The organism is Dyella sp. (genome assembly GCF_036746095.1).
Taxonomy (GTDB): Bacteria; Pseudomonadota; Gammaproteobacteria; order Xanthomonadales; family Rhodanobacteraceae; genus Dyella_B.
In genome coordinates this window covers 1-21460 of record NZ_DAIOEU010000045.1, presented here as the reverse complement: position 1 = coordinate 21460, position 21460 = coordinate 1, and the positions used below count along the sequence as shown (strand labels likewise).

The window sequence follows — 21460 nt, the reverse complement described above, 5'->3', positions numbered from 1 at the left end:
CGATGAGAATGATGCTTACGCTGATGCTGGCGCTGCTCATGCCAGTTTCGCTTTGTGCAGCCGATAGCTTGCCGACCTGGAACAAGGCGGCACTTTTATCCTGGGTAGGGAAATATCCTTCGGTCTACACGAATGGAAAAAAGGGTGGTTTTCTGTATCAGCCCTCTATCCAGGCCGCGCTGCACAGCCTGTTGTCGCCGGCGGACCGGAAAGCGCTTGCCAGTTACGAGGTGGAAGACAAAATCGAGCAGCAGGGTGATTTTCTCGTCATCCATCAATGCATGCCGCACAACTGTCCCGCGGCCTTTGCGATGGTGGTCATTGATCTGAACAAGCCAAGGCTGTGGGTCGGGTTTTTCGAGCGGCAGGACAATCGCGTCTCTACCCGCTGGTTCGGCAATGTCGATGACTATTCGATACTGCCGGCTGCCATCAAAAACCGGTTTACCGGTTATCTGCCCGAATCCATGTAGTTGCCAGGTTGGGGCGAAAGCCCCAACTTTTACGATGTATGAGCACGGTGATGTCGGGTTTGTACGCCAGCCTACGAATCCGACTTGACGATGCGCACGCCTGCGCCCAGCACGCCTGGCATACCGCGCACCGTGCGTAGCAACTCAGGGATGGCGTGTACCTTCCACTCCTGCCCGAACTCGAAATCGGCCTGCGCCACGGCGTTGTGGTAGCCACTGAGCAGCACGCTCGCATTGCCGCCGCGATGGCCGGCGAGGGCCTGGCGGAACTGGGTGATGAAATCGGGACCGATGCCGTTGACTTTCACCCGCAGCAGGCGCGCGTAGCGGCGGCAGGCGTCGGCCATGGACATGGCGTTGCGGGCGCGCACCTGGAAGCCGCCGCCGGAGAATTCATCGATGCGCAGGCCGCCTTCGACCACGATCAGCTCGTCGCGGGTCAGTAGCGGGGCGGCTTGCTGGTACAGCTCGCCGAAGAAGCTCACCTCGATGCTGCCGGTGCTGTCTTCCAGGCGCACGAAGGCGTCGCTGTCGCCGCGCTTGCGTACCGCGACCACCATGCCGGCGACGGTCCAGGGCGTGTCGGGGCCGCGCCGGAAGCGGTTGTCGTCGCCGTCGTTCTTGCGCGGGCGCGGTGGCTGGTAGCGGTCGGCGATCTCGCCGAGCGGGCAGGTGGCGAGCTGGGCCAGCTCCTCGCGCCAGGGATCAGTGGGATGGCCGGAAAGGTAATGCCCCAGCGTTTCGCGCTCGCCTTGCAGCTTCTGCTCCAGCGGCCATTCGGGCGCGGTGGGCAGGTCGACCTGCACTACCGGCGTGACGGCACCGACCATGGCGCCGAACATGTCGTTCTGGCCGGACTGGCGATCGCGCAGATGCTGTTCGGCCGCCTTGATCGCATCCGGCAGTTGCAGCATCAGGCTGGCGCGGGTGGACGCCAGGGCGTCCAGCGAGCCGGAGAGGATCAAGGCTTCCAGGACGCGGCGATTGAGCTTGCTGGGGTCGACGCGGCGGCAGAAGTCGGCCAGGTCCTTGTACGGGCCGCCTTTCCTGCGTTCTTCGGCAATCGCTTCGCAGGCGCCCTGGCCGACGCCCTTGATGGCACCCAGGCCGTACCGAATCACCTTGGATTCCACCGCCTCGAACATGAACTGCGAAGCGTTGACGTCAGGCGGCAGGATCTTCAAGCCGATCGCGCGCGATTCGTCGAGGAAGATCACCACCTTGTCGGTATTGTCCATGTCCGACGAGATGGTCGCGGCCATGAATTCGGCGGGGTAGTGCGCCTTCAGCCACGCGGTCTGGTACGACACCACGGCATAGGCGGCGGCATGCGACTTGTTGAAGCCGTAGCCGGCGAACTTCTCCATCAGGTCGAAGATGGCATCGGCCTTTCCCGCGCTGAGACCGTCCTTGGCGGCACCTTCGCGGAACTTGGCGCGCTCCTTGGCCATTTCCTCCACTTTCTTCTTGCCCATCGCGCGGCGCAGCAGGTCGGCGCCGCCGAGCGAGTAGCCGCCGACGATCTGCGCCATCTGCATCACCTGCTCCTGGTAGACCATGATGCCGTAGGTCTCTTTCAGGATGGGTTCGACGCGCGGATCGGGGTACTCCACTTCTTCGCGCCCGTGTTTGCGCGCAACGAAGCTGGGGATCAGATCCATCGGGCCGGGGCGATACAGCGCCACCAGGGCGATGATGTCTTCGAAGCGGTCAGGCTTCGCATCCTTGAGCATGCGTTGCATGCCGGAGGATTCGAGCTGGAACACAGCGACGGTCTGCGCTTTTTTCAGCAGCTCGTAAGGCGCCGGATCGTCCAGCGGCAACGCGGCAATATCCAGCGGCGCTTCGCCGGCTTGCGCGCGACGCACGTTGATCGCCTTCACCGCCCAATCGATGATGGTTAGCGTGCGCAGGCCGAGGAAGTCGAACTTCACCAGGCCGACGGCTTCCACGTCGTCCTTGTCGTATTGCGTCACTACGCCGCCGCCGCCCGGTTCGCAGTACAGCGGCGCGAATTCGGTCAGCGGCTTGGGCCCGATCACCACGCCGCCGGCGTGCTTGCCGGCATTGCGGGTGAGGCTTTCCAGCTTCAGCGCCAGATCGATCAACGTTTTGGCTTCTTCGTCCTGCTCGTAGAGTTCGCAGAATTCCTTGACCACGCGGTCGGGTTCTTTCTGCGCTTTTTCCGAGCGGCCGAGTGCGCACGACAAGGTGAGATCGAGCGGACGCGCCGGAATCAGCTTGGCGATCTTGTCGACCGCGTTGTAGCCCATGCCGAGCACCCGGCCCGAATCGCGCAATACCGCCTTGGCGGCCATCGAACCGTAGGTGATGATCTGGCTGACGTGATCGCGGCCGTACTTGCGCGCGACGTAGTCGATCACCTCGTCGCGGCGATCCATGCAGAAGTCGATGTCGAAGTCGGGCATCGACACGCGTTCGGGATTCAAGAAGCGCTCGAACAGCAGGTTGAATTGCAGTGGATCGAGATCGGTGATCTTCAACACCCAAGCCACCAGCGAGCCTGCACCCGAACCGCGGCCAGGACCGACCGGAATGCCGTTCTGCTTACCCCAGTTGATGAAGTCCGCCACGATCAGGAAGTAGCCGGGGAAGCCCATCTTGATGATCACGTCCAGCTCGCGTTCCAGGCGTGCTTCGTAGTCGGCGAGGGTGTAGCCGGCCGCCAACGGGGCGTGGGCGAGGCGTTCCTTCAAACCTTCGCGCGCAGTTTGGCGAATGTAGCTGTCGAGGTCGTGGCCTTCCGGTACCGGGAAATTCGGCAGGTAGTAGGTACCGAAGGAGAGTTCCAGATTGCAGCGCTTGGCCAGTTCGACCGTGTTTTCCAGCGCTTCGGGAATGTCCGCAAACAACTCGGCCATCTGCTCCGGCGTTTTCAGGTATTGCTGGTCGCTGTAATCGCGCGGGCGCTTGGGATCGGCAAGTACGCGGCCTTGGTGAATGCATACGCGTGCTTCGTGCGCTTCGAAATCGTCTTGCTTCAAAAAGCGCACGTCGTTGCTGGCGATCACCGGCAGGTCGACTGCGGCGGCCAAGGTGAGCGCGGCGTTGTTCCACGCTTCTTCGCCTTCGCGGCCGCAGCGGGTGAGTTCCAGGTACAGGCGGTCGGGAAACCATTGCAGCAGCGTCTGCAGGCGCGATGCGGCCGTATCCGTGCCCTGGTTGAGGGCAATGCGTGCCGCTTCGCTTTCGCGCCCAAGCAGCACGATCAACCCATCTGTCGCAGCCGGCGTGAGCCACGAGACGTCGACCAGTGCGCGGCCGCCTTGCTGGCCTTCGCGCCAGGCGCGCGAGACGAGGCGGGAAAGGTTGAGATAGCCGGCGCGGTTCTGGCACAGCACGGTCATGCGCCAGGGGCGCGGATCGTCCGGGGCACTGATCCACAGGTCGCAGCCCCCGATCGGCTTGATGCCGGCCGCGCTGCACGCCTTGTAGAACTTCACCAGGGCGAACATGTTGCACTCATCGGTGAGTGCGACAGCGGGCGCACCGGCCTGCACGCAAGCAGCCACCAACGCCTTGATGCGGATGGTCGAGTCGACCAGCGAATATTCGCTGTGCAGATGCAGATGAGCGAAACGGACGGACATGGCTCGCACGCGAAGCAATGTCTCAGCCTAGCGAGCCTGCCGGGTGCGGGCAAGCATTGACAAAGCAGGGAACGGGTAAAGGAGAGCGGGGAGCGCCAGGCTATCGCGCGATTCATACAATGGATCCCTGCTCCCCGCACTCAACTCACGCGCGCCGAACCGCTCGGTGCTGCGGGGTGGTCGATGGCGTGCGAAAGGCTATCGACATCCGCCATGCGGGAACTCCATCCCGCCCGGCGCATGATCGGCGGCGCTAGCGGTTCAAGAAAGCCAGCCAATTTTTGGTTGTGGCCTATATTTTTCCATGCTCAATGCACTCTGAAGCGTTCGTCCTCGATGGCAGGCTCGAAGTAATGCGACAAGCTTTCCACGCTTAGCGGCTGGCCGTTGTAGTCGAGATGCTGCAGACGCAGTTCGGTGAGCTTGGGCGGATTTTCGGCGCCGGGCCTCGGCGCGTGTTTCTCGGCAGTGGATTTCGACGCCGGGCGACGGCGGAACGAGAACATCATGACACCCTCCTCGAAAGTCCGGTGTCTGATTTCGAATGTTGCTGGCACCGGGCGGTGGCGCGTCCGTGCAACGCGGCCGCTACGCTGGCGTTCGTGTTGGGCGCAGCGGTGTTCCGAATCCATTCCACACCTGCTCAGATGCGCGCGCAATAGGTAAGGTTGCATAGAACGACAGCATGGCAGCAATCGAAAAAAACGTTCAGCCAGCCTAGAAAAGCTGCCCTTGGTCCAACAACAGCTTGACCGGCGCAAAACTGCGACGATGTTCGACGCAAGGCCCGAGCCGTTGCAGGGCGGCGAGATGCCCTGGCGTGGAATAACCCTTGTGCTCGGCGAAACCGTAGCCGGGGAATTGCGCATCCATGGTCACCATCAAGCGATCCCGGCTGACCTTGGCCAGAATCGATGCGGCGCTGATCGAGGGCTCCAGCGCGTCGCCGCCGATGATCGCGCGGGCGGGACAGGGCAACTGCTTGGGCAGCTGGTTGCCGTCAATGAGTGCTTCGGTGGCGGCTGGCGCCAGTGCGAGCAGCGCACGCGTCATGCCGATCATCGTGGCCTGGAAGATATTGATGCGATCGATTTCTTCGCGATCGACCACCACCACGCTGTAGGCCACCGCACGTTCCACGATCAGCGGAAAGAGCGCCTCGCGCTTGGCTTCGCTGAGTTTCTTGGAATCGTCCAGGCCCTTGATGCGGCGGCGCTTGTTGAGGATCACTGCCGCCACGACCACGGGGCCGGCCAACGGCCCGCGTCCGGCCTCGTCGACACCGGCGACCAGCACTTGCGGGACGATGGTTCCGCTCAAGGCTTCCACGGCGGATGCGGACAGGGGGCGAGCGGCTTGGACAAGTTCCATGGCGGGAAACCCAGGCTTCAGCGCTTTATCGTAGCGGGGCTTTCGATCAATTCAATGATCGCGGCCGCCGCATGGTCGCCGGCGTGGCCGGGCAAATGGCCGCGCAAGGCTTCATGCAATTGCTCGAAGGCGGCAACGATGGCGCCGCGCCGTTCGCTGTCGCGGAACAATTGCAGCGTGGCGTGCGTGAGCTTCTCGGCCGTGAAGTCGTCCTGCATCAGTTCCGGCGCCAGCAGCGCGTCCTTGCCCATGCCGCAGGCGCGGGCAAGGATATTGGGCAGCGCGTACACGTCGGTCTTGAGCATGTTGAACAGGCGCGCGATGCGATAGCTCAACGGCGACACGCGATAGCCCACTACCATCGGGCGCTTGGCGAGCATCGCTTCCAGCGTGGCGGTACCGGATGCCAGCAGCACGACGTCGGCGGCGAGCATCGCTTCGTGCGCATGACCGTCGATCAGGATGGGCGAGGCATCGTCGTGCGGTCGATGCGCAAGCATGGCCTTGAGCGTGGCGAGCGCACGCGGATTGGCGGCGGGAATCACCACGCGCAGGCCAGGCATGGCAGCAGCCACGCGTCGTGCGGTGTCCAAGAAGATGGCGCCCATCCGTTCCAATTCGGAATGGCGGCTGCCAGGCAGCAGTGCCAGCACGGGGGCATCGAGTGGAAGCTGCAAGGTGCGGCGTGCCGGTACGCGATCGGATACGAGCGGAAAGCGATCGGCCAGTGGATGCCCGACGAAACGTGCATCGATGCCATGGCGCGCGTAGATCGGCGGTTCCATCGGGAACAGGCACAACACGCGATGCACGCTATGGCCGATCTTGTCCGCCCGCTTTTCGCGCCAGGCCCAAATGGACGGGCTGACGTAGTGCACAGTGCGCAAGCCCGCTTGCTTCAGGCGGCGTTCGAGACCGAGATTGAAATCGGGCGCGTCAATGCCGACCACGATTACGGGCTTGGCGGCAAGCAGGCGCGCAGTCAATGTCTTGCGCAGTTTCAGCAGCCGCGGCAGATGGCTGATCACTTCGGCGAAACCGAACAGCGACAGTTCGCGGATGTCGTACCACGATTCGAAGCCGTGTTCCTGCATGCGGCGACCGCCGATGCCGACGAAGCGTGCGTCTGGATAGCGGCGCCGCAAGGCAATGATAAGGTCGGCACCGAGTTGATCGCCGGAGTCTTCGCCGGCAATCAGGGCGATGAGGGGTGTTTCAACGCCAGTGGCCATGACAATGCCTCAAGAGCGAAGGGCGGTGCCTGATTTGCTGATATGCGAGGCGCGTATCAACGGGCCAACCCGCGTTCACTACGGTCCAGGAAGGCCAGCATCGCGCGCACGTCTTCGCTTTCCGCGGCCTGGCTGGCGAGCTGTTCGCGTGCCTCGGCCAGCGACAGGCCGGAGGTATAGAGCGTGCGGTAGGCACGCTTGATCGCGGTGATGCGTTCCGGCTCGAAGCCGCGACGCTTGAGGCCGGTGGTGTTGAGCCCGCGCGGCCGGCCGGCCTGGTCGTTGGCCATCATCAGGAACGGCGGCACGTCGGCGCCCAGCAGGCAGCCCATGGCGATGAAGGCGTGTTCGCCGATCTTGCAGAACTGGTGCGCGCCGGAATAGCCGGCGAAAACGGTCCAGTCGCCCACTTCCACATGGCCGGCCAGCGCCGAATAGTTGGAGAAGATGGTGTGGTTGCCGATTTTGCAATCGTGCGCGACATGCACGTAGGCCAACAGCCAGTTGTCGTTGCCGATGCGCGTGACGCCGCCGCCTTCGCCGGTGCCACGATTGATGGTGACGAATTCGCGGATCAGGTTGCGATCGCCGATGACCAGCTCGGTGCGTTCGCCACCGTACTTCATGTCCTGCGGATCCCCGCCGAGCGAGGCGAATTGCGCGATACGATTGTCGCGGCCAATTTTGGTGGGACCCTGGATCACCACGTGCGGGCCGATCACCGTGTCATCGCCGATTTCCACTTCGGCGCCGATCACGGTGAAGGCGCCGATGCTTACATTCTTGCCGATGACGGCCGAGGGATCGATCTGCGCGGTGGGGTGAATCGCAGTGGTATGGGTCATTTCTCCGACCTCGCCGCGCACATCAGTTCGCAGCTGGCCACTTCGCGGCCGTCGACCAGGGTATGTGCCTCGAACAGGCCCATGCTGCGCAGCAGGCGCTTGAGCTTCACTTCCATGCGCAGCTGGTCGCCCGGCACCACCGGCGCGTTGAAACGGGCGTTGTCGACCTTGGCCAGATAGAACAGCGGGCTGGCCGCGCTACCTTTCAGGCGGGCGCTGATCTGGGTAAGCAGGCCGGCGGATTGCGCCATGGCTTCCACGATCAGCACGCCGGGCATCACGGGGTGGCCAGGGAAGTGGCCATTGAAAAACGGCTCGTTGATGGTGACGTTCTTCAGCGTCACCACGCTTTGCTCGGGCACGATCTCGATCACGCGATCCACCAGCAGGAACGGATAGCGGTGTGGCAGCAACTGCTGGATCTGCTCGACGCCTACCGGCAGCGTGATCGGGGCGGTACTTTCAGTCATCATTCTTATCCTTTTCCAGCGCCGACAATCGGCGCGCGTATTCGTCCAGGTGCTTGAAGCGCGCAGCATTGCGGCGCCACTGTCGGTTCTCCTGCAGCGGCACCCCGGAGGAATACTCGCCAGCCTCCCGAATCGAGTGAGTCACCAGGCTCTTGGCCGTTATGGTAACGCGGTCGGCCAATTCGAGATGGCCGAGCACGCCGGCATTGCCGCCGATCATGCAATAACGGCCGATTTTCGCACTGCCGGCCACGGCGGCGCAGCCGGCCATGGCGGTATGTGCGCCGATGTAGACGTTGTGGGCGACCTGGATCTGGTTGTCCAGGCGCACGTCTTCTTCCAGCACGGTGTCGTCCAGCGCACCGCGGTCGATGGTGGTGTTGGCACCGATTTCACAGTCGTCGCCGATGCGCACGCCGCCCAATTGCGGCAGCTTCACCCAGTGGTCGCGATCGAACGCCAGGCCAAAGCCGTCCGAGCCGATCACCGCGCCGGGATGCACCAGAACGCGCTTGCCCAGCGTCACGCGTGCCACCAGGGTGACGCGCGCGACCAGCCGCGATTGCGCGCCGACCGTGCACTCGGGCCCGACGATGCAATGCGGACCCAGCACGGCGCCGTCTTCCACCACGGCGCCGTCGTCAACGACACAGCATGGACCGATGCTCGCAGACATACTGACGCGCGCACCTGGCGCAACCACGGCCGTGGGATGCACGCCCGGCGCTGCAGCGGGAAGGCGTTCGAACAAGGCTGCGATATGGGCGTAGGCTACATAGGGATCGCGCGCGATCAGTGCCGAGGTGGGACAGCTCTGCGCGGCATCGCCATGAAGTACGACGACACCGGCGCGTGTCGTGGCCAGTTGCGCGGTGTACTTGCTGTTGGACAGAAAGCTGAGTTGGCTTGGGCCCGCGCCGGCAAGCGTGCCGACGCCATCGATGATGCGTGCACCATCACCAAGAAATTCGAGGCCGAAGCGCTCGGCAAGTTGGGCGACGCTGTAGTGGGTCGTGCTCATCCAAAGCTCCAGGGCAACCGGCGCATTGTAGAGGTTCACTCCTTGCCGCGCGCAGTCGGACGCCGCAGTCCGGGAGCCGAAGACGCAAGCGTATGGATACCGCTTGCGCACGATGTGTCAGGGCGCAAGCGCCTGCAGCTTGTCCTGGATGCGTTTGCTCCAGGTCTGCCGCGCACCGTCTTCCATGCTGGCGGCCACTGCCAGTGCTTTGCCGTAGGCGACGCGGGCCTGCTCCTTGTCGCCGGTGGCGGCCAGTGCATCGCCGAATGCTTCCTCGGGTTGCAGGTCGTCGGGCGCGATCGCCACCGCTTTTTGCGCTTCCGCCAGCGCGCCGGCCGGGTTCTTTTGATCCAGCAGTGCGGCCGATCGCTGTACATGGCCGAGTGCCGAAGCCAGCGGCAAGCGGAAGTCGCCCTGGTACACCAGCACGCCGCCCTGAATCACCGCCGCAGGTTCAAGCGCCTGGAACTGCCGGTAGGGATTGAGCACGCTCGAGCCCATTTCGAACCAGGTCCAGTCGCCTGCGCTGATCAGCACCGGTCCGTGAACCCGTTCCGGCACGTCGTAGGCCATCTTTTCCCATGCGGCATCGGGCGTGGGCAGCGGTTTGCACGGAATGCCGTAATCTGCCGGCCGCAGGAATGGATCGGCGAAATACGCGAACCAGCATTCCTTGATGTCACGCCGGCCGAGATATTCCCTGACGGCCAGCAATTGCTGAGCCCAGTCCGCGTTGGAATCGGTAAGCACCCTGTACGTTTGGCTTGGTCCGCCCCATAGCTCGTTCGAGAACGCCATGTAGTTGGGATAGGCGCGCAGCGACGATGCCACGTGCGCGTACAGCAGCACGGCCACCACCGCGGCCCACCGACGGCTCCAGCCGCCGTTGCGTTGCACCCAGGCCCAGCATCCACCAGCTGCCAGCACGATCAGGAAAACATAGACCGGCAAAATGTGCCGGGCGCCGATGTTCAGGCTGGAACCCATCGCCACGACGAAATAGATCAGTGCCGGCAGCAGCAGGAACAGTACGGCACGCCACCGGCGCAGCCTGCCGGCGGCGAGTGCCGCAAACGCAAGGATGAGCAGGCCGAGAAAGCCAAGCGTCGACTTGATCGCCAGCACTGCCGGGAAGTAATACGTCACGCCGTGCTCGAACACCTTGCCGAAGATGAAACTCGGCATGCCGTTGGCCATCGAGCGCACGTCCGTAAGGCCATACAGGTAGGACTCCGGCAGCACGTGCCATCGCGCCAGCAGGAGGATGCCTTTGGCCTCCAGCGGGCTCAGCGGTTTTACGTATTCGGCCAGCGTGGGAGCCAGGCGCAGCACTCCTGGGCGGGCTGCGTAGCGAAAGCCATAGAAGCTCCACAAGACGAGCAGGGCGATGGCACCGATCGCAACCAGTCCAATGCCCAGGCGCCATGCACGCTTGGGCAGGCTTGCTTGGGCGTCGCCCGTGTCGAATCGGCATGCGAGCTCGATCAGCGCCAGCGCTGCAAGCATGGGAATCAACAGAATGGCGGAATGCTTCGTTGCCAACGCAAGCCCAGCCGTGATGCCTGCCACCAGCAGTCGAGCCAAGGAAGGTTTCTTCCGATAGCGATAGAACGCGTAGATCGCGGCCAGGAAGAAGCACGAGACGCCGATGTCGGTCGTGACCAGTGCGCTGTGCGCGAGCATGTTCGGATCGAACGCCAGCAGCGCTAGCGCCAGCAGGCCGGCACCGGCGCCGAACATCTCCCATGCCGCAAAGAACACCAGCGCAGCCAGCAGCATGGCGACGATGCCGGCGGCGAGCCGCACGCGCAGCGTCAGCGATTCCACGCTGTAGGGCGGGTTGTGGAATAGCAGTTCGCGCCCGTCGAGATAGGCTTCCTCTTTGAAGAAGCGATGCTGATCGACCGGCGTTTTCAGCGGCAAGCCCAGCAGCGGGATCGTCGCCAGCGCCTTCATCAACGGCGGGTGCTCGGGATTGAAGCCGTAGTCGTGGGTTTTCCATCCCATGTAACCGGCAAAGATGTGATCGCCTTCATCCCAGCTGAGCGATTCCTGCTGCACGACGCTTACGATCTGGATGGCAAACACCAGCATCAGCAATGCGGCGAGGATGCCTATGAAGATGTGCCGCTTCCTGGCGTGCTCGATCGTCCCAGTCCAGCGCGATCGGGTAGTTTGCATCGTTTCGTTTCCCCAGTGGAACACGGGAGGATTGAACGGAAGCCATGCGTTTTGCAATGGGTGGAGCGCTCGCAGCTGTGGCCGATCTGCAGAAACGCCGAGGGCCGCGTGCCGAAGCGGCACGCGGCCCTCGCATGGCGGCAACTAGAACTGGCTGCCGAAGGTGAACTGGATGCGTTCTTCGTACTGGCTGTCGCCCGGTTGCGAGCGGATCGGCGTGCCCAGGCTGATGATCAACGGGCCGATCGGAGCCTGCCAGTGCAGCGAGATACCGGCCGATGCGTCCAGCGTCTTCGCGCTGAAGCTCTGGACATTCTGATAGGCCTGGCCGACGTCCATGAACAACGACACGCGTGCGGTATTGATGTCCTTGAGGAACGGCAGCGGCAGGTAGATCTCGGCCGTGCCCAGCACCTTGAACGCACCGCCGATCGGTTGCGCGTAGGTATACGGACTGTTGTTGCAGTAACCCGTTTTGGGATCTGGCGTAATCGGACTGCCATTCGATGCCGCGCCCGCGCAGGCGCGCGGACCTAGCGTATTGTCCTGGAAGCCGCGCAGGTCGGTCACGCCACCGGCGTAGAAGTTCATCCAGAACGGGAAGGTGACCTTGTCGCCAGCCTTGTAGCCGACACCGGTGGCGGCATCGTAGTCGGCCGTGGTGTTCTGGAATTTCTGCGTGCCATAGGTATCGCCGTAGGCCACCTTGCCATCCAGGTACAGCACGAAACCCTTCCACAACGGCCAGTAGTGGTTGGCTTCGCCGTTGAAGGTCCAGTACTGCACGGTGGAGCCTGGCAGCGCCACGTTCACGCCCGCGGTGAGCTGGCCGCCGTGGGTGGGTGCCCAGTAGGAGTTGCGCGTGTCATGGATCCAGCTCAGCGAGCCGGTCCAGGTGTGGATGGTCTCGTGGCCCAGCGCGTTGATGTAGTCGATCAGCACCTGCGGCGTGTAACCGTAATAGGTGTTGATCTTGGTGCTGCCGATGCCGAGGCTGCCGCTCAGGCGATCGAAGTCGGTGATCGGAATGCCGATCGTGGTGGAGAACGATTTGGTGCTGTTCGAGTAGCTCGCGTACTGGCTGCCCAGGCTGCTGTAGTCGGCCTTCGAGAAGGTAGCGTTGTAGCCGATGCCGATACCGTTCTCGGTCAGATACGGGTTGTAGTAACTCGCATTGATCGAGGTGAGGTAATCGCTGCGCTGCGCGCCGACGCTGAAGCGGTCGCCGGTGCCGAGGAAGTTGTTCTGCGACACCGAGGAGGACAGGATGATGCCCGAGTACTGCGAGTAGCCCACGCCGAAGGTCAGGCTGCCGGCGGACTGTTCTTCCACCTTCACCGTCAGGTCGACTTCGTCGTCGCTGCCGGGCACCGTCTGCTTGTCGATGGTGACCGTCTTGAAGTAGCCCAGCTGTTGCAGGCGGATCTTCGAACGGTCGATCGCCGCCTGCGAGTACCACGCGCCTTCGAGCTGGCGCATTTCACGGCGCAGCACGTCGTCTTCCGTGCGGGTATTGCCCTGGAAGATCACGCGGCGCACGTACACGCGCGGACCTGGCTGGATGTACCAGGTCACGTCGACGGTCTTCTTGTCTTTGTCGAGCTTGGGCACCGAGTTGACCTTGGCGAAGGCGTAGCCGATGTTGGCCAGCAGTGCCTTGATCGAATCGGAGGTGGCTTCGATGGCGCGGCGATTGAACAGGTCGCCATCCTTCACGAACACCAGCTTGCGCAGCGTGTCTTCCGGCAGGATCAGCTGGCCGAGCAGGTGCGTGGCGGAGATGTGGTAGATGTCGCCCTGAACCACGTCGGCGGCGATATACATCGCACGCTTGTCCGGCGCGATGGTGACCTGGGTGGAGTCGATGCCGAAGTCGGCGTAGCCGCGATCCATGTAGTAGGACTGCAGCTTCTTCAGGTCGCCGGAAAGCTTGTCCTGCGAGTACTGGTCGTTCTTGGAGTACCAGGAGAGCAGGTTGGTGGTGCCGGTTTCGAAGTTGTCTTCGATTTCCTTGTCGGTGAACGCCGTATTGCCGACGATGTTCACTTCCTTGACCTTGGCAACCTTGCCTTCGCGGATCTCGATGTCGATGGATACACGGTTGCGGTCAAGCGTGGTGACGTGCGGGATCACCGAGACGTTGTACTTGCCGCGGTTGTAGTACTGGCGGATCAGTTCCTGCTGCACGCGGTCCAGCGCCAGGCGGTCGAAGGTTTCGCCTTCGGACAGGCCGATTTCCTTCAAGCCCTTCTTCAGGTCATCGGTCTTGATGTCGCTGTTGCCGCGGATCGACAGCTTGGCGATCGATGGACGCTCGGTCACCTTGATCACCAGGATGTTGCCGTCGCGATCCAGTTCCACATCGCTGAAGAACTTGGTGTTGTACAGCGCGCGAATGGCCTGCTGGGCTTCTTCGGTGGTGAGCCGGTCGCCCTTGTTGATCTGCAGGTAGTTGAACACGGTACCCGCGGAAATGCGGTTCAGGCCCTCGATGCGGATGTCGGAAACGACAAAGGGGTCCAGCGCGAATGCGCTGGTGGACAGGGAGGCAAGCAGGATCAGGGCGGCGATACGCTTCATCGTCGATTCCGTTGTGTTATTCGGACGGGGCGGCCATGCGGCCGCCCCGCTGCATTTTTTCCAAGGCCGGCAATCATCCCGGCCTCATGTTGTTCCCCACTTGCGCTGGCATGGCCGGCAAAGACATACCGGTTGCCGCGCAGGACGCGAGGTTTGCCACGCATAGGATAGCCGCGGCCAGCACTCAACCATGAGGTTGCAGGCGGCGCGCATCCGTCTCACGAGGGCAGGATGATGCGATGGATGTCGTTGTAGAACGCCAACCCCATCAGCGTGAACAGCAAGGCGATGCCCACGTACTGGCCCGCGATCATGGTCCGCTCGCTGACCGGGCTGCCTTTGGCCAGCTCGATAAGGTAATACAGCAGATGGCCGCCATCCAAGACCGGGATGGGCAGCAGATTGATGATGGCCAGGCTCAGCGACACCAGGCCGAGGAATTCGAGGAACCGATCCAGGCCCATTTGCGCTGCCGCGTTGGCGACCTGCGCAATGCCGATGACGCCGGAAATGTTCTTCGTCGACGCCTCGCCGGTGAGCATCTTGCCGACCATGCTGAAGGTGTCGGTGGTGCGCTGCCAGGTGAGGCTCAGCGATTCAACCATCGCCTTGGCCGGCCCGTAATGCTGGATGGCGACTTCAGCAGCCGGGCTGGTGATGCCGATGATCCACTGCGCAGGCTGGCCTTTTTCGGATTTCATTTGCGCCGTGACGATGAAGTTCAGCGGCTTCCCGTGACGCTCTACGTCGATCGAGAGCCGCGGCGATTTCGCGGCCGCAGCCTTTACCAGCGTGCCGATGTCATTGAAATCGTTCTTCACCGCGGTGCCGTTGATGCGCAGGATGCGATCACCGCCCTGCAAGCCGGCCAGTGCGGCAGGGTCGCCGGGTTCGACGGTGGCGGCGACCGGTGGCGGCGGTGCCAGTTCCAGACCCAGCTTGTCCAGATATTGCCCCACGTCTTCGCCGGCCGGCAGGCGGTTGAGCGGTAGCACCAGCGAGCGCTGCGTGCCATCCGTACCGCGCACGGTGACGGCCAGTGGCGTGCGGCCGAGCAGCGCGTTGGCGATGACGTCGTACGAACCGCTCCAGGTGGCGACCGGTTCACCGCCAACGGCGAGCAGGCGGTCGCCTTCATGGATGCCTGCTTCGGCGGCCAGGCTTTGCGGCGCCGCGGTGACGATCGGCGCGTAGTCCGTACGGCCCATGACGAACATCAACCAGAACGCGGCGATGGTGAAAATGACATTGAAGCCCGGGCCGGCGGCGACGATGGCGATGCGTTTCCAGATCGGCTGCGCAGTGAACTCCTGATGGCGTTCGGCGGGATCGACCTCACCCTCGCGCGCATCGAGCATCTTGACGTAGCCACCGAGCGGAATCGCGGCGATCTGGTATTCGGTGCCGTCCCGGCCAATGCGCTTCCATACGGCGCGGCCGAAGCCGACCGAGAAGCGCAGCACTTTCACACCACAGCGGCGGGCGACCCAGTAGTGTCCGAATTCGTGAAAGGTCACCAGCACGCCTAGCGTGACCAGCAACCAGAACACCGAGCCGAAAAAGGGATTCATCAAAGCGGGTACGTCTTCTTGGGAATTCAAAGCTTATCAGCAAGCGTTGCGAAGTACCCGCCGGGCGACTGGAAAAGCTGCGCGGTGGCGTACGCTCGGGATTGGGATATCGACCGCGATGGGCAGCGGCAGTTCCGTTCTTTCCTCCTCCTCCTCCGCTTGCTGGAGAGGAGACTCGGGTATGTGTGCCTCAAAGCCCCAGCAAGAGCTTTCCCAGCGCAAACACCGGCAACGCGGCGAACACACTGTCCAGGCGGTCCAGCAGGCCACCGTGTCCGGGAAAAAGAGCACCGGAGTCTTTGACGTTTGCGTGGCGTTTCATCAGGCTTTCCAGCAGGTCGCCGATGATCGAGGCGGCAACCGTCACGATGCTGACCACGATCAGGCCGAGCAGGCGCAGGTCATGCACGCCCAACAGCCATCCGGCTGCAGCGGCTACCAGCGAGCTGGAGGCGAATGCCCCGTATACCCCCACCCAGGTCTTGCCGGGACTGATCTGCGGCGCCAGCTTGCGCTTGCCCTTGCCAAACCAGCTGCCGGCGAAATAGGCGCCGGTGTCGGCTGCCCAGACCAGCAGCATGGCCAGGAACGTCCATGCATGGCCGTGCGACGGACTACCGTGAATGTCCAGCGCGGCTACCCAGGCCGGGAATACCACGAAAGCGCCGGCCAACAGTTTGAGGTTGCGGTTTTCAGGCGTCGGCGCCGCCGCGAAGGCGAAATGGCGTAGCCATACGCATACCAGCAGCCACCACGCGACGCCGGCCATGATCAGTACGGGCCATAGCCATGGCGTGCTCCGCAACAACCACAGTGCCACGAAGGCCAGTAGGGCGAAGCCGAGCAGCGCGCCGCGCGTCACGCGGCTTGTCATGCCGGCCAGCCGCGACCACTCCCAGGCAGCGGCCAAAAAGGCGATGGCCAGGAGGCAGGCAAATACGCTGGTCGGCAGCAGCAGGACCAGCAGGATCGCCAGTGGCGCAAGGAGCAGGGCGGTAATGACACGCTGTCGCAGCATGGGGCTTCCTAGCAGCTCGCGGCGACAGCTGCCGCGGGGGAAAGTGGGCGGCGGGAGGTACGGCTGCTGGCCAGATTTACACGTCGTCGCAAGTCGGCACGCATGCCTCGATTACTCCTCGCCCCTAGAGCAGAAAGTTTCAGGCCAGAGCGCCGGGCCACCGCAAGCCGGCTCAACGTACCGCTGCCTGTGCAACTTGTTCGCCGGTGCGGCCGAAGCGCCGTTCGCGGCGGGCAAAGTCGTTGATGGCAAGCTGCAGCGAGGCCTGGTTGAAGTCCGGCCACAGCGTTTCAGTGAAATACAGCTCAGCATAGGCTAGCTGCCACAGCAGGAAATTGCTGATCCGGTGATCGCCGCCGGTCCGGATGAACAAGTCCAGCGGTGGCACTTCGGACAGGCTGGTCCAATGGTCGAACGACGCTTCGTCGATGTCGTCCACCGAGAGTTCGCCTTGCGCCACTGCCATGGCCGCTTTGCGTGCCGCCTGCACGACGTCCCAGCGGCCGCCGTAGTTCACGGCGATGTTCAAATGCAGCTTGATGTTGCCCGAGGTGCGATGCATCGCATCGATCATGCGCTTTTCCAGCGTCTTGTCGAAGGCGGACAAATCCCCGATGAAGCGCAGGCGTACACCGTTTTCGTCCAGCTCGTCCACTTCCTTGTCCAGTGCGCGCATGAAGAGGTCCAGCAGCGCGCTGACTTCATCCGGCGGCCGCTGCCAGTTCTCGCTGGAGAAGGCGAACAGCGTCAGCGCCTCCACGCCGTGGCGAATGCAGCCTTCCACGACCTCGCGCACGGCTTTGCGACCAGCGTTGTGGCCAAAGCTGCGAGGACGATGGCGGGCTTTCGCCCAGCGCCCATTGCCATCCATCACGATGCCGATATGGCGCGGTATGTGTTTGAACGTGGTCGTGGTCATGGATGGAGAGTAACGGTGGCGGCTACGCTGCTGCGTCCGGGAGCTTGCCGAAGTCGCATTCGCCAGCGAAAGGCCACATATCGGCCCCGTTCTGCCCCCGCTGCCGGGGGAATGATGGCGGAAGCCGGTTCACGCGTTCCGTTGGCCCGGAGCCCACATGGGGACGGTGGCAGTGCAAGATGGACCCCTCACCCTTCTTTGCTCCTCCGTCAATCGGCCTGGACGCGCATGCCGGTCGTAGCGACTCGGCATGCTGCGATGGCCTTACATGGACATCAACTCTTCTTCTTTTGCCTTGGCCAACTTGTCCACTTCCTTGACGAATTGGTCGGTGAGCTTCTGGATCTCTTCGTCCGCCTTGCGCTCTTCGTCCTCGGTGATCTTTTTGTCCTTGAGCAGATCCTTGACCTGCTGCAAGGCGTCGCGGCGGACGTTGCGGATGGCGACCTTCGCATTCTCGCCTTCATGCGACACGTGCTTGGCCAGTTCGCGGCGGCGCTCCTCGGTGAGCGGCGGCATATTGAGGCGAATCACCGTGCCGGCGGTGGTGGGCGTGATGCCAAGATCGGAAGCCAGCAGGGCTTTCTCGACCGGACCGACCATGCTCTTCTCGAACGGCGTGATGACGATCGAGCGACCATCGGCCAGGGCCACCGTCGCCACTTGATTGAGCGGCATGTCCGAGCCGTAGTAGGGAACCTTGATGCCGTCAACCAGCGTCGTGCTTGCGCGGCCGGTGCGCAGGCGGGACAAGTCGTGCTTGAGGGCATCGATGCTCTTGCCCATGCGGGTCTGGGCATCGCGTTTGATGTCGTTGAGCATGTGAAATCACCCGATGGCGTGCAAGCCGGCAAGTATAACAGTAACTTCCCGCCCCCTCCCTTGGAGAGCGCGGAGAACAAGGTGGGTAGTCAGCTTGCGTCGACCAGGGTGCCGATCGGCTCTCCATGCATGATGCGCATCAGGTTGCCCGGCACGGTCATGTCATAGATGCGCAGTGGCATGCGATGGTCACGGCACAGTGCGATCGCGGCGGTATCCATCACGGCCAGCTTGCGTTCGATCACCTGGTCGTAAGTGAGTTGCTCGAACCGCTTGGCGTCGCTGTGCTTGGCCGGGTCGGCGGTGTATACGCCGTCGACCTTGGTGGCCTTGAGCAGCAGATCGGCCCCGACCTCGATCGCGCGCAGTGCAGCGGCCGAGTCGGTAGTGAAGAAGGGGTTGCCGGTGCCTGCGGCGAACAGCGCGATGCGGCCCTTTTCAATGTGGCGAATGGCGCGGCGGCGAATGAAATCCTCGGCAACGTCATGGATCTGGATGGCGCTCATCACGCGGGCAAAGCCGCCGCGTTTCTCGATCGCATCCTGCATGGCCAGCGCGTTCATTACCGTGGCCAGCATGCCCATGTGATCGCCAGTGACGCGGTCCATGCCAGCTGCTGCCAAGCCTGCTCCGCGGAAGATATTGCCGCCGCCGATCACCACGCCGACCTGCATGCCGATCTTCTGCACTTCGATAATTTCATCGGCCAGGCGGCCGATCACCTTGGGATCGATGCCGTAGTCGGCTTCACCCATCAGTGCTTCGCCGGAGAGTTTGAGCAGGATGCGTCGGTACTTTGGCTGGTCGCTCATGGGGGCTCCGGTTGTGGGGTGAAAGCCGGAAGCGCTGCGTAAGGACGGTTCCGGATCATCGTCAGGCATTGCGTACAAATGCCTCAAGCAAAACGACGGCATTGTAGCGGAGGTCGTCGCAGCCGTCAGCGCGTGCTTTTATGCTTGATGCGTTTCACATTGCACTCACAGCCGGAGCTCGCCATGCACCACACCATCGCTGCCGTCGCACTGCTGGTGCGTGACTACGACGAGGCCATCGCGTTCTATACCGGTTGCCTGGATTTCGAGCTGGTCGAAGACACGCCGCTGGGCGGTGGCAAGCGCTGGGTGCTGGTGGCGCCGCCTGGTTCGCGCGAAACGCGTCTGCTGCTGGCGCAGGCGAGCACGGCCGGACAGGATGCCTACGTTGGGGAGCAGGGTGGTGGTCGCGTGTTTCTTTTCCTGCACGTTGACGATTTCCGTGCCCGCTACGAAGCAATGCGTGCGCGCGGCGTGCGTTTTTTGGAGCCGCCACGCGAAGAGCCATATGGCATCGTGGCGGTGTTCGAAGATCTGTACGGCAACAAGTGGGACCTGTTGCAGCCGAGGGTGAAGCCGGAACCTGCCGTGCTTCATGGCGTTCCTTAGGCTGGCGAAATACGCGGGTTACGCTGTGCTGACCAGCCAGCAAAAAATAAAAGGCCGCGGTTTCCCGCGGCCTTTCATGTAAGCGAAGCGTAGCGATTTATTACGCCAGGCCTGCCTGCTTCATCACTTCAGCGGCGAAATCCTCTTCCACCTTCTCGATGCCTTCGCCGACCGCCAAGCGCACCACCGAGACTACGTCGGCGCCTTCCTTCTTCAGCGCGTCGCCGACGGTGACGTTGGTGTCCAGCACGTAGGCCTGGCCCAGCAGGGTGACTTCGGAAATGATCTTGGCGACCTTGCCGCTGACGATCTTTTCCAGGATGTCGGCCGGCTTGTTTTTCTCCTTGTCGGACATCTGGCTCAGCGCGATGTCCTTTTCCTTCGCCAGGAAATCGGCCGGCACGTCTTCCGCGCGCACGAACTGCGGATTCATCGCGGCCACGTGCATGGCGATGCCCTTGGCCAGCTCGTCGGAGCCGCCCTTCAGGGCCACCAGTACGCCGATGCGGCCACCGTGCAGGTAGCTAGCGATCACGTCGTCGTTGGCCACCTGCGCCATGCGGCGAACCTGGATGTTCTCGCCGATGGTGGCGACCAGGGCCTTGGAAGCTTCCTCGACCGTGCCGCCGCCCGGATAGGCGGCTGCCTTCAGGGCGTCGACGTCTTTGGCGCCGGACTTCAGCGCGATCCCGGCGACGTTGTCGCTGAAGGTCACGAAGTCGGGGTTCTTGGTGACGAAGTCGGTTTCGCAGTTCACTTCGACCAGCACGGCATGGCCGTTGGCTTGGGCGGCGACGATGCGGCCTTCGGCGGCCACGCGGCCGGCCTTCTTGTCGGCCTTGGCGAGGCCCGACTTGCGCAGCCATTCCATGGCGACTTCGATGTCGCCATTGTTTTCGACCAGCGCCTTTTTGCATTCCATCATGCCGGCACCGGAACGCTCACGGAGTTCCTTGACCAGTTGGGCGGAAATATTGCTCATGGGATCCCTCGGAAACTTGGGATGCCGGACGCAGGTGCGCCCGGCATGTTTTAAGACTTAGTCGGCGTCGGCAGTATCGGCCTGCGCGCGGCCACCACGGCCACCGCGGTCGTTACGACCACCACGGCCGCCGTCGCGGTCGCCGCGGCCCGAGCCCTTCTTGGCCGGTGCGTTGCGGCGCGGCGGAGCGGCACGGCGCTCGTCCTCTTCCTTCGCGACCGGGTTGCCTGCCTCGTCCAGCTCGACGAATTCGTTGGCGTCGCCCTGGGCAGCGGCCGGCGCAGCAGCCTTGCCTTCCAGGATCGAATCGGCAGCAGCGCGGGCGTACAGTTGGATGGCGCGGATGGCGTCGTCGTTGCCTGGGATCGGGTAATCCACCAGCTCCGGGTTGTAGTTGGTGTCGACCACGGCGATGACCGGGATGCCGAGCTTCTTGGCTTCCTGTACGGCGATGTTTTCATGGCCGATGTCGACCACGAACAGCGCGTCGGGCAGGCGGTTCATGTTCTTGATGCCGCCGAGCGAGTTTTCCAGCTTGGCGCGCTCGCGGCGCAGGGCCAGCACTTCGTGCTTGACCAGCTTCTCGAAGCTGCCGTCGGTTTCGGCGGCCTCGAGTTCCTTCAGGCGGCCCACGGACTGCTTGACGGTGCGGAAGTTGGTGAGCATGCCGCCGAGCCAGCGGGCGGTGACGAAGGGCATGCCGGCGCGGGCGGCTTCTTCGGCCAGGGCTTCGCGGGCGGAACGCTTGGTGCCCACGAACAGCACGGTACCGCGCTTCTGCGCCAGACCCGACAGGAAGTTCATCGCGTCGGTGAACAGCGGCAGGGTCTTTTCGAGATTGATGATGTGGATCTTGCCGCGGGCGCCAAAGATGTACGGGGCCATCTTCGGGTTCCAGTAGCGGGTCTGGTGACCGAAATGCACGCCAGCTTCCAGCATCTGG

The 21460-nt window shown here is 63.1% G+C and carries 18 protein-coding genes; 2 read left to right on the top strand and 16 right to left on the bottom strand.

All coding sequences use genetic code 11. The annotated features are described in order from the left end of the window. Positions 1-2: 2 nt before the first annotated feature. Entirely contained in the window at positions 3-473 is a 471-nt protein-coding gene (locus V7M64_RS16385) for a hypothetical protein (RefSeq protein WP_333680537.1), read from the top strand. 71 nt (positions 474-544) lie between these two features. Here V7M64_RS16385 and dnaE read toward each other — a convergent pair whose 3' ends face one another. The 14 genes from dnaE to pyrH form a co-directional block, all read right to left on the bottom strand. Beyond that, entirely contained in the window at positions 545-4084 is a 3540-nt protein-coding gene (gene dnaE, locus V7M64_RS16380) for a DNA polymerase III subunit alpha (protein WP_333680536.1), read from the bottom strand. 308 nt (positions 4085-4392) lie between these two features. Further along, positions 4393-4593, bottom strand: coding sequence for a hypothetical protein (locus V7M64_RS16375; protein ID WP_333680535.1), 201 nt, complete (start codon positions 4591-4593; stop codon positions 4393-4395). 208 nt (positions 4594-4801) lie between these two features. Further along, positions 4802-5455, bottom strand: a complete 654-nt coding sequence (gene rnhB, locus V7M64_RS16370; RefSeq protein ID WP_333680533.1) for a ribonuclease HII — start codon at positions 5453-5455, stop codon at positions 4802-4804. A 17-nt stretch (positions 5456-5472) separates the two neighbouring features. Next, entirely contained in the window at positions 5473-6687 is a 1215-nt protein-coding gene (gene lpxB, locus V7M64_RS16365; protein WP_333680532.1) for a lipid-A-disaccharide synthase, read from the bottom strand. 56 nt (positions 6688-6743) lie between these two features. Further along, on the bottom strand, positions 6744-7532 hold the full coding sequence (lpxA, locus tag V7M64_RS16360) for an acyl-ACP--UDP-N-acetylglucosamine O-acyltransferase (protein WP_333680531.1): 789 nt from the start codon (positions 7530-7532) through the stop codon (positions 6744-6746). Next, on the bottom strand, positions 7529-8002 hold the full coding sequence (gene fabZ / locus V7M64_RS16355; RefSeq protein WP_333680530.1) for a 3-hydroxyacyl-ACP dehydratase FabZ: 474 nt from the start codon (positions 8000-8002) through the stop codon (positions 7529-7531). Before fabZ ends, lpxA begins: the two co-directional genes overlap by 4 nt. Further along, a complete protein-coding gene (lpxD, locus tag V7M64_RS16350; RefSeq protein WP_333680528.1) occupies positions 7995-9023 on the bottom strand; it encodes a UDP-3-O-(3-hydroxymyristoyl)glucosamine N-acyltransferase in 1029 nt (342 codons plus the stop codon). The genes fabZ and lpxD overlap by 8 nt, the downstream gene beginning before the upstream one ends. Before the next feature lie 117 nt (positions 9024-9140). After that, entirely contained in the window at positions 9141-11204 is a 2064-nt protein-coding gene (locus V7M64_RS16345) for a glycosyltransferase family 39 protein (RefSeq protein WP_333680526.1), read from the bottom strand. A 144-nt stretch (positions 11205-11348) separates the two neighbouring features. Beyond that, positions 11349-13784, bottom strand: a complete 2436-nt coding sequence (gene bamA, locus V7M64_RS16340) for an outer membrane protein assembly factor BamA (RefSeq protein WP_333680524.1) — start codon at positions 13782-13784, stop codon at positions 11349-11351. Between the two features lie 218 nt (positions 13785-14002). Next, positions 14003-15355: an RIP metalloprotease RseP gene (rseP, locus tag V7M64_RS16335; protein WP_333680522.1), complete on the bottom strand. Its 1353-nt coding sequence runs from the start codon at positions 15353-15355 to the stop codon at positions 14003-14005. A gap of 190 nt (positions 15356-15545) precedes the next feature. Next, positions 15546-16373, bottom strand: a complete 828-nt coding sequence (locus tag V7M64_RS16330; RefSeq protein WP_333680520.1) for a phosphatidate cytidylyltransferase — start codon at positions 16371-16373, stop codon at positions 15546-15548. A gap of 172 nt (positions 16374-16545) precedes the next feature. Then, positions 16546-17292: a polyprenyl diphosphate synthase gene (gene uppS / locus V7M64_RS16325; RefSeq protein ID WP_333680518.1), complete on the bottom strand. Its 747-nt coding sequence runs from the start codon at positions 17290-17292 to the stop codon at positions 16546-16548. Positions 17293-17556: 264 nt separating this feature from the next. Next, complete coding sequence (gene frr, locus V7M64_RS16320) at positions 17557-18114, bottom strand: ribosome recycling factor (protein ID WP_333680517.1); 558 nt, start codon at positions 18112-18114, stop codon at positions 17557-17559. 89 nt (positions 18115-18203) lie between these two features. After that, positions 18204-18926 (bottom strand): UMP kinase, encoded by a 723-nt coding sequence (pyrH, locus tag V7M64_RS16315; RefSeq protein WP_333680516.1) that lies wholly within the window; start codon positions 18924-18926, stop codon positions 18204-18206. Positions 18927-19109: 183 nt separating this feature from the next. Here pyrH and V7M64_RS16310 point away from each other — a divergent pair, with 183 nt between their 5' ends. Continuing rightward, entirely contained in the window at positions 19110-19535 is a 426-nt protein-coding gene (locus tag V7M64_RS16310) for a VOC family protein (RefSeq protein ID WP_333680515.1), read from the top strand. 100 nt (positions 19536-19635) lie between these two features. Here the strand turns inward: V7M64_RS16310 and tsf are convergent, their stop codons facing one another. Together tsf and rpsB are read right to left on the bottom strand one after the other, a co-directional pair. Beyond that, positions 19636-20517 carry a translation elongation factor Ts gene (tsf, locus tag V7M64_RS16305; protein WP_333680514.1) on the bottom strand — a complete coding sequence of 294 codons (882 nt, stop codon included), beginning with the start codon at positions 20515-20517 and terminating at the stop codon, positions 19636-19638. 57 nt (positions 20518-20574) lie between these two features. Then, on the bottom strand, positions 20575-21460 hold an 886-nt coding region (gene rpsB / locus V7M64_RS16300), incomplete at its 5' end, for a 30S ribosomal protein S2 (protein WP_333680513.1).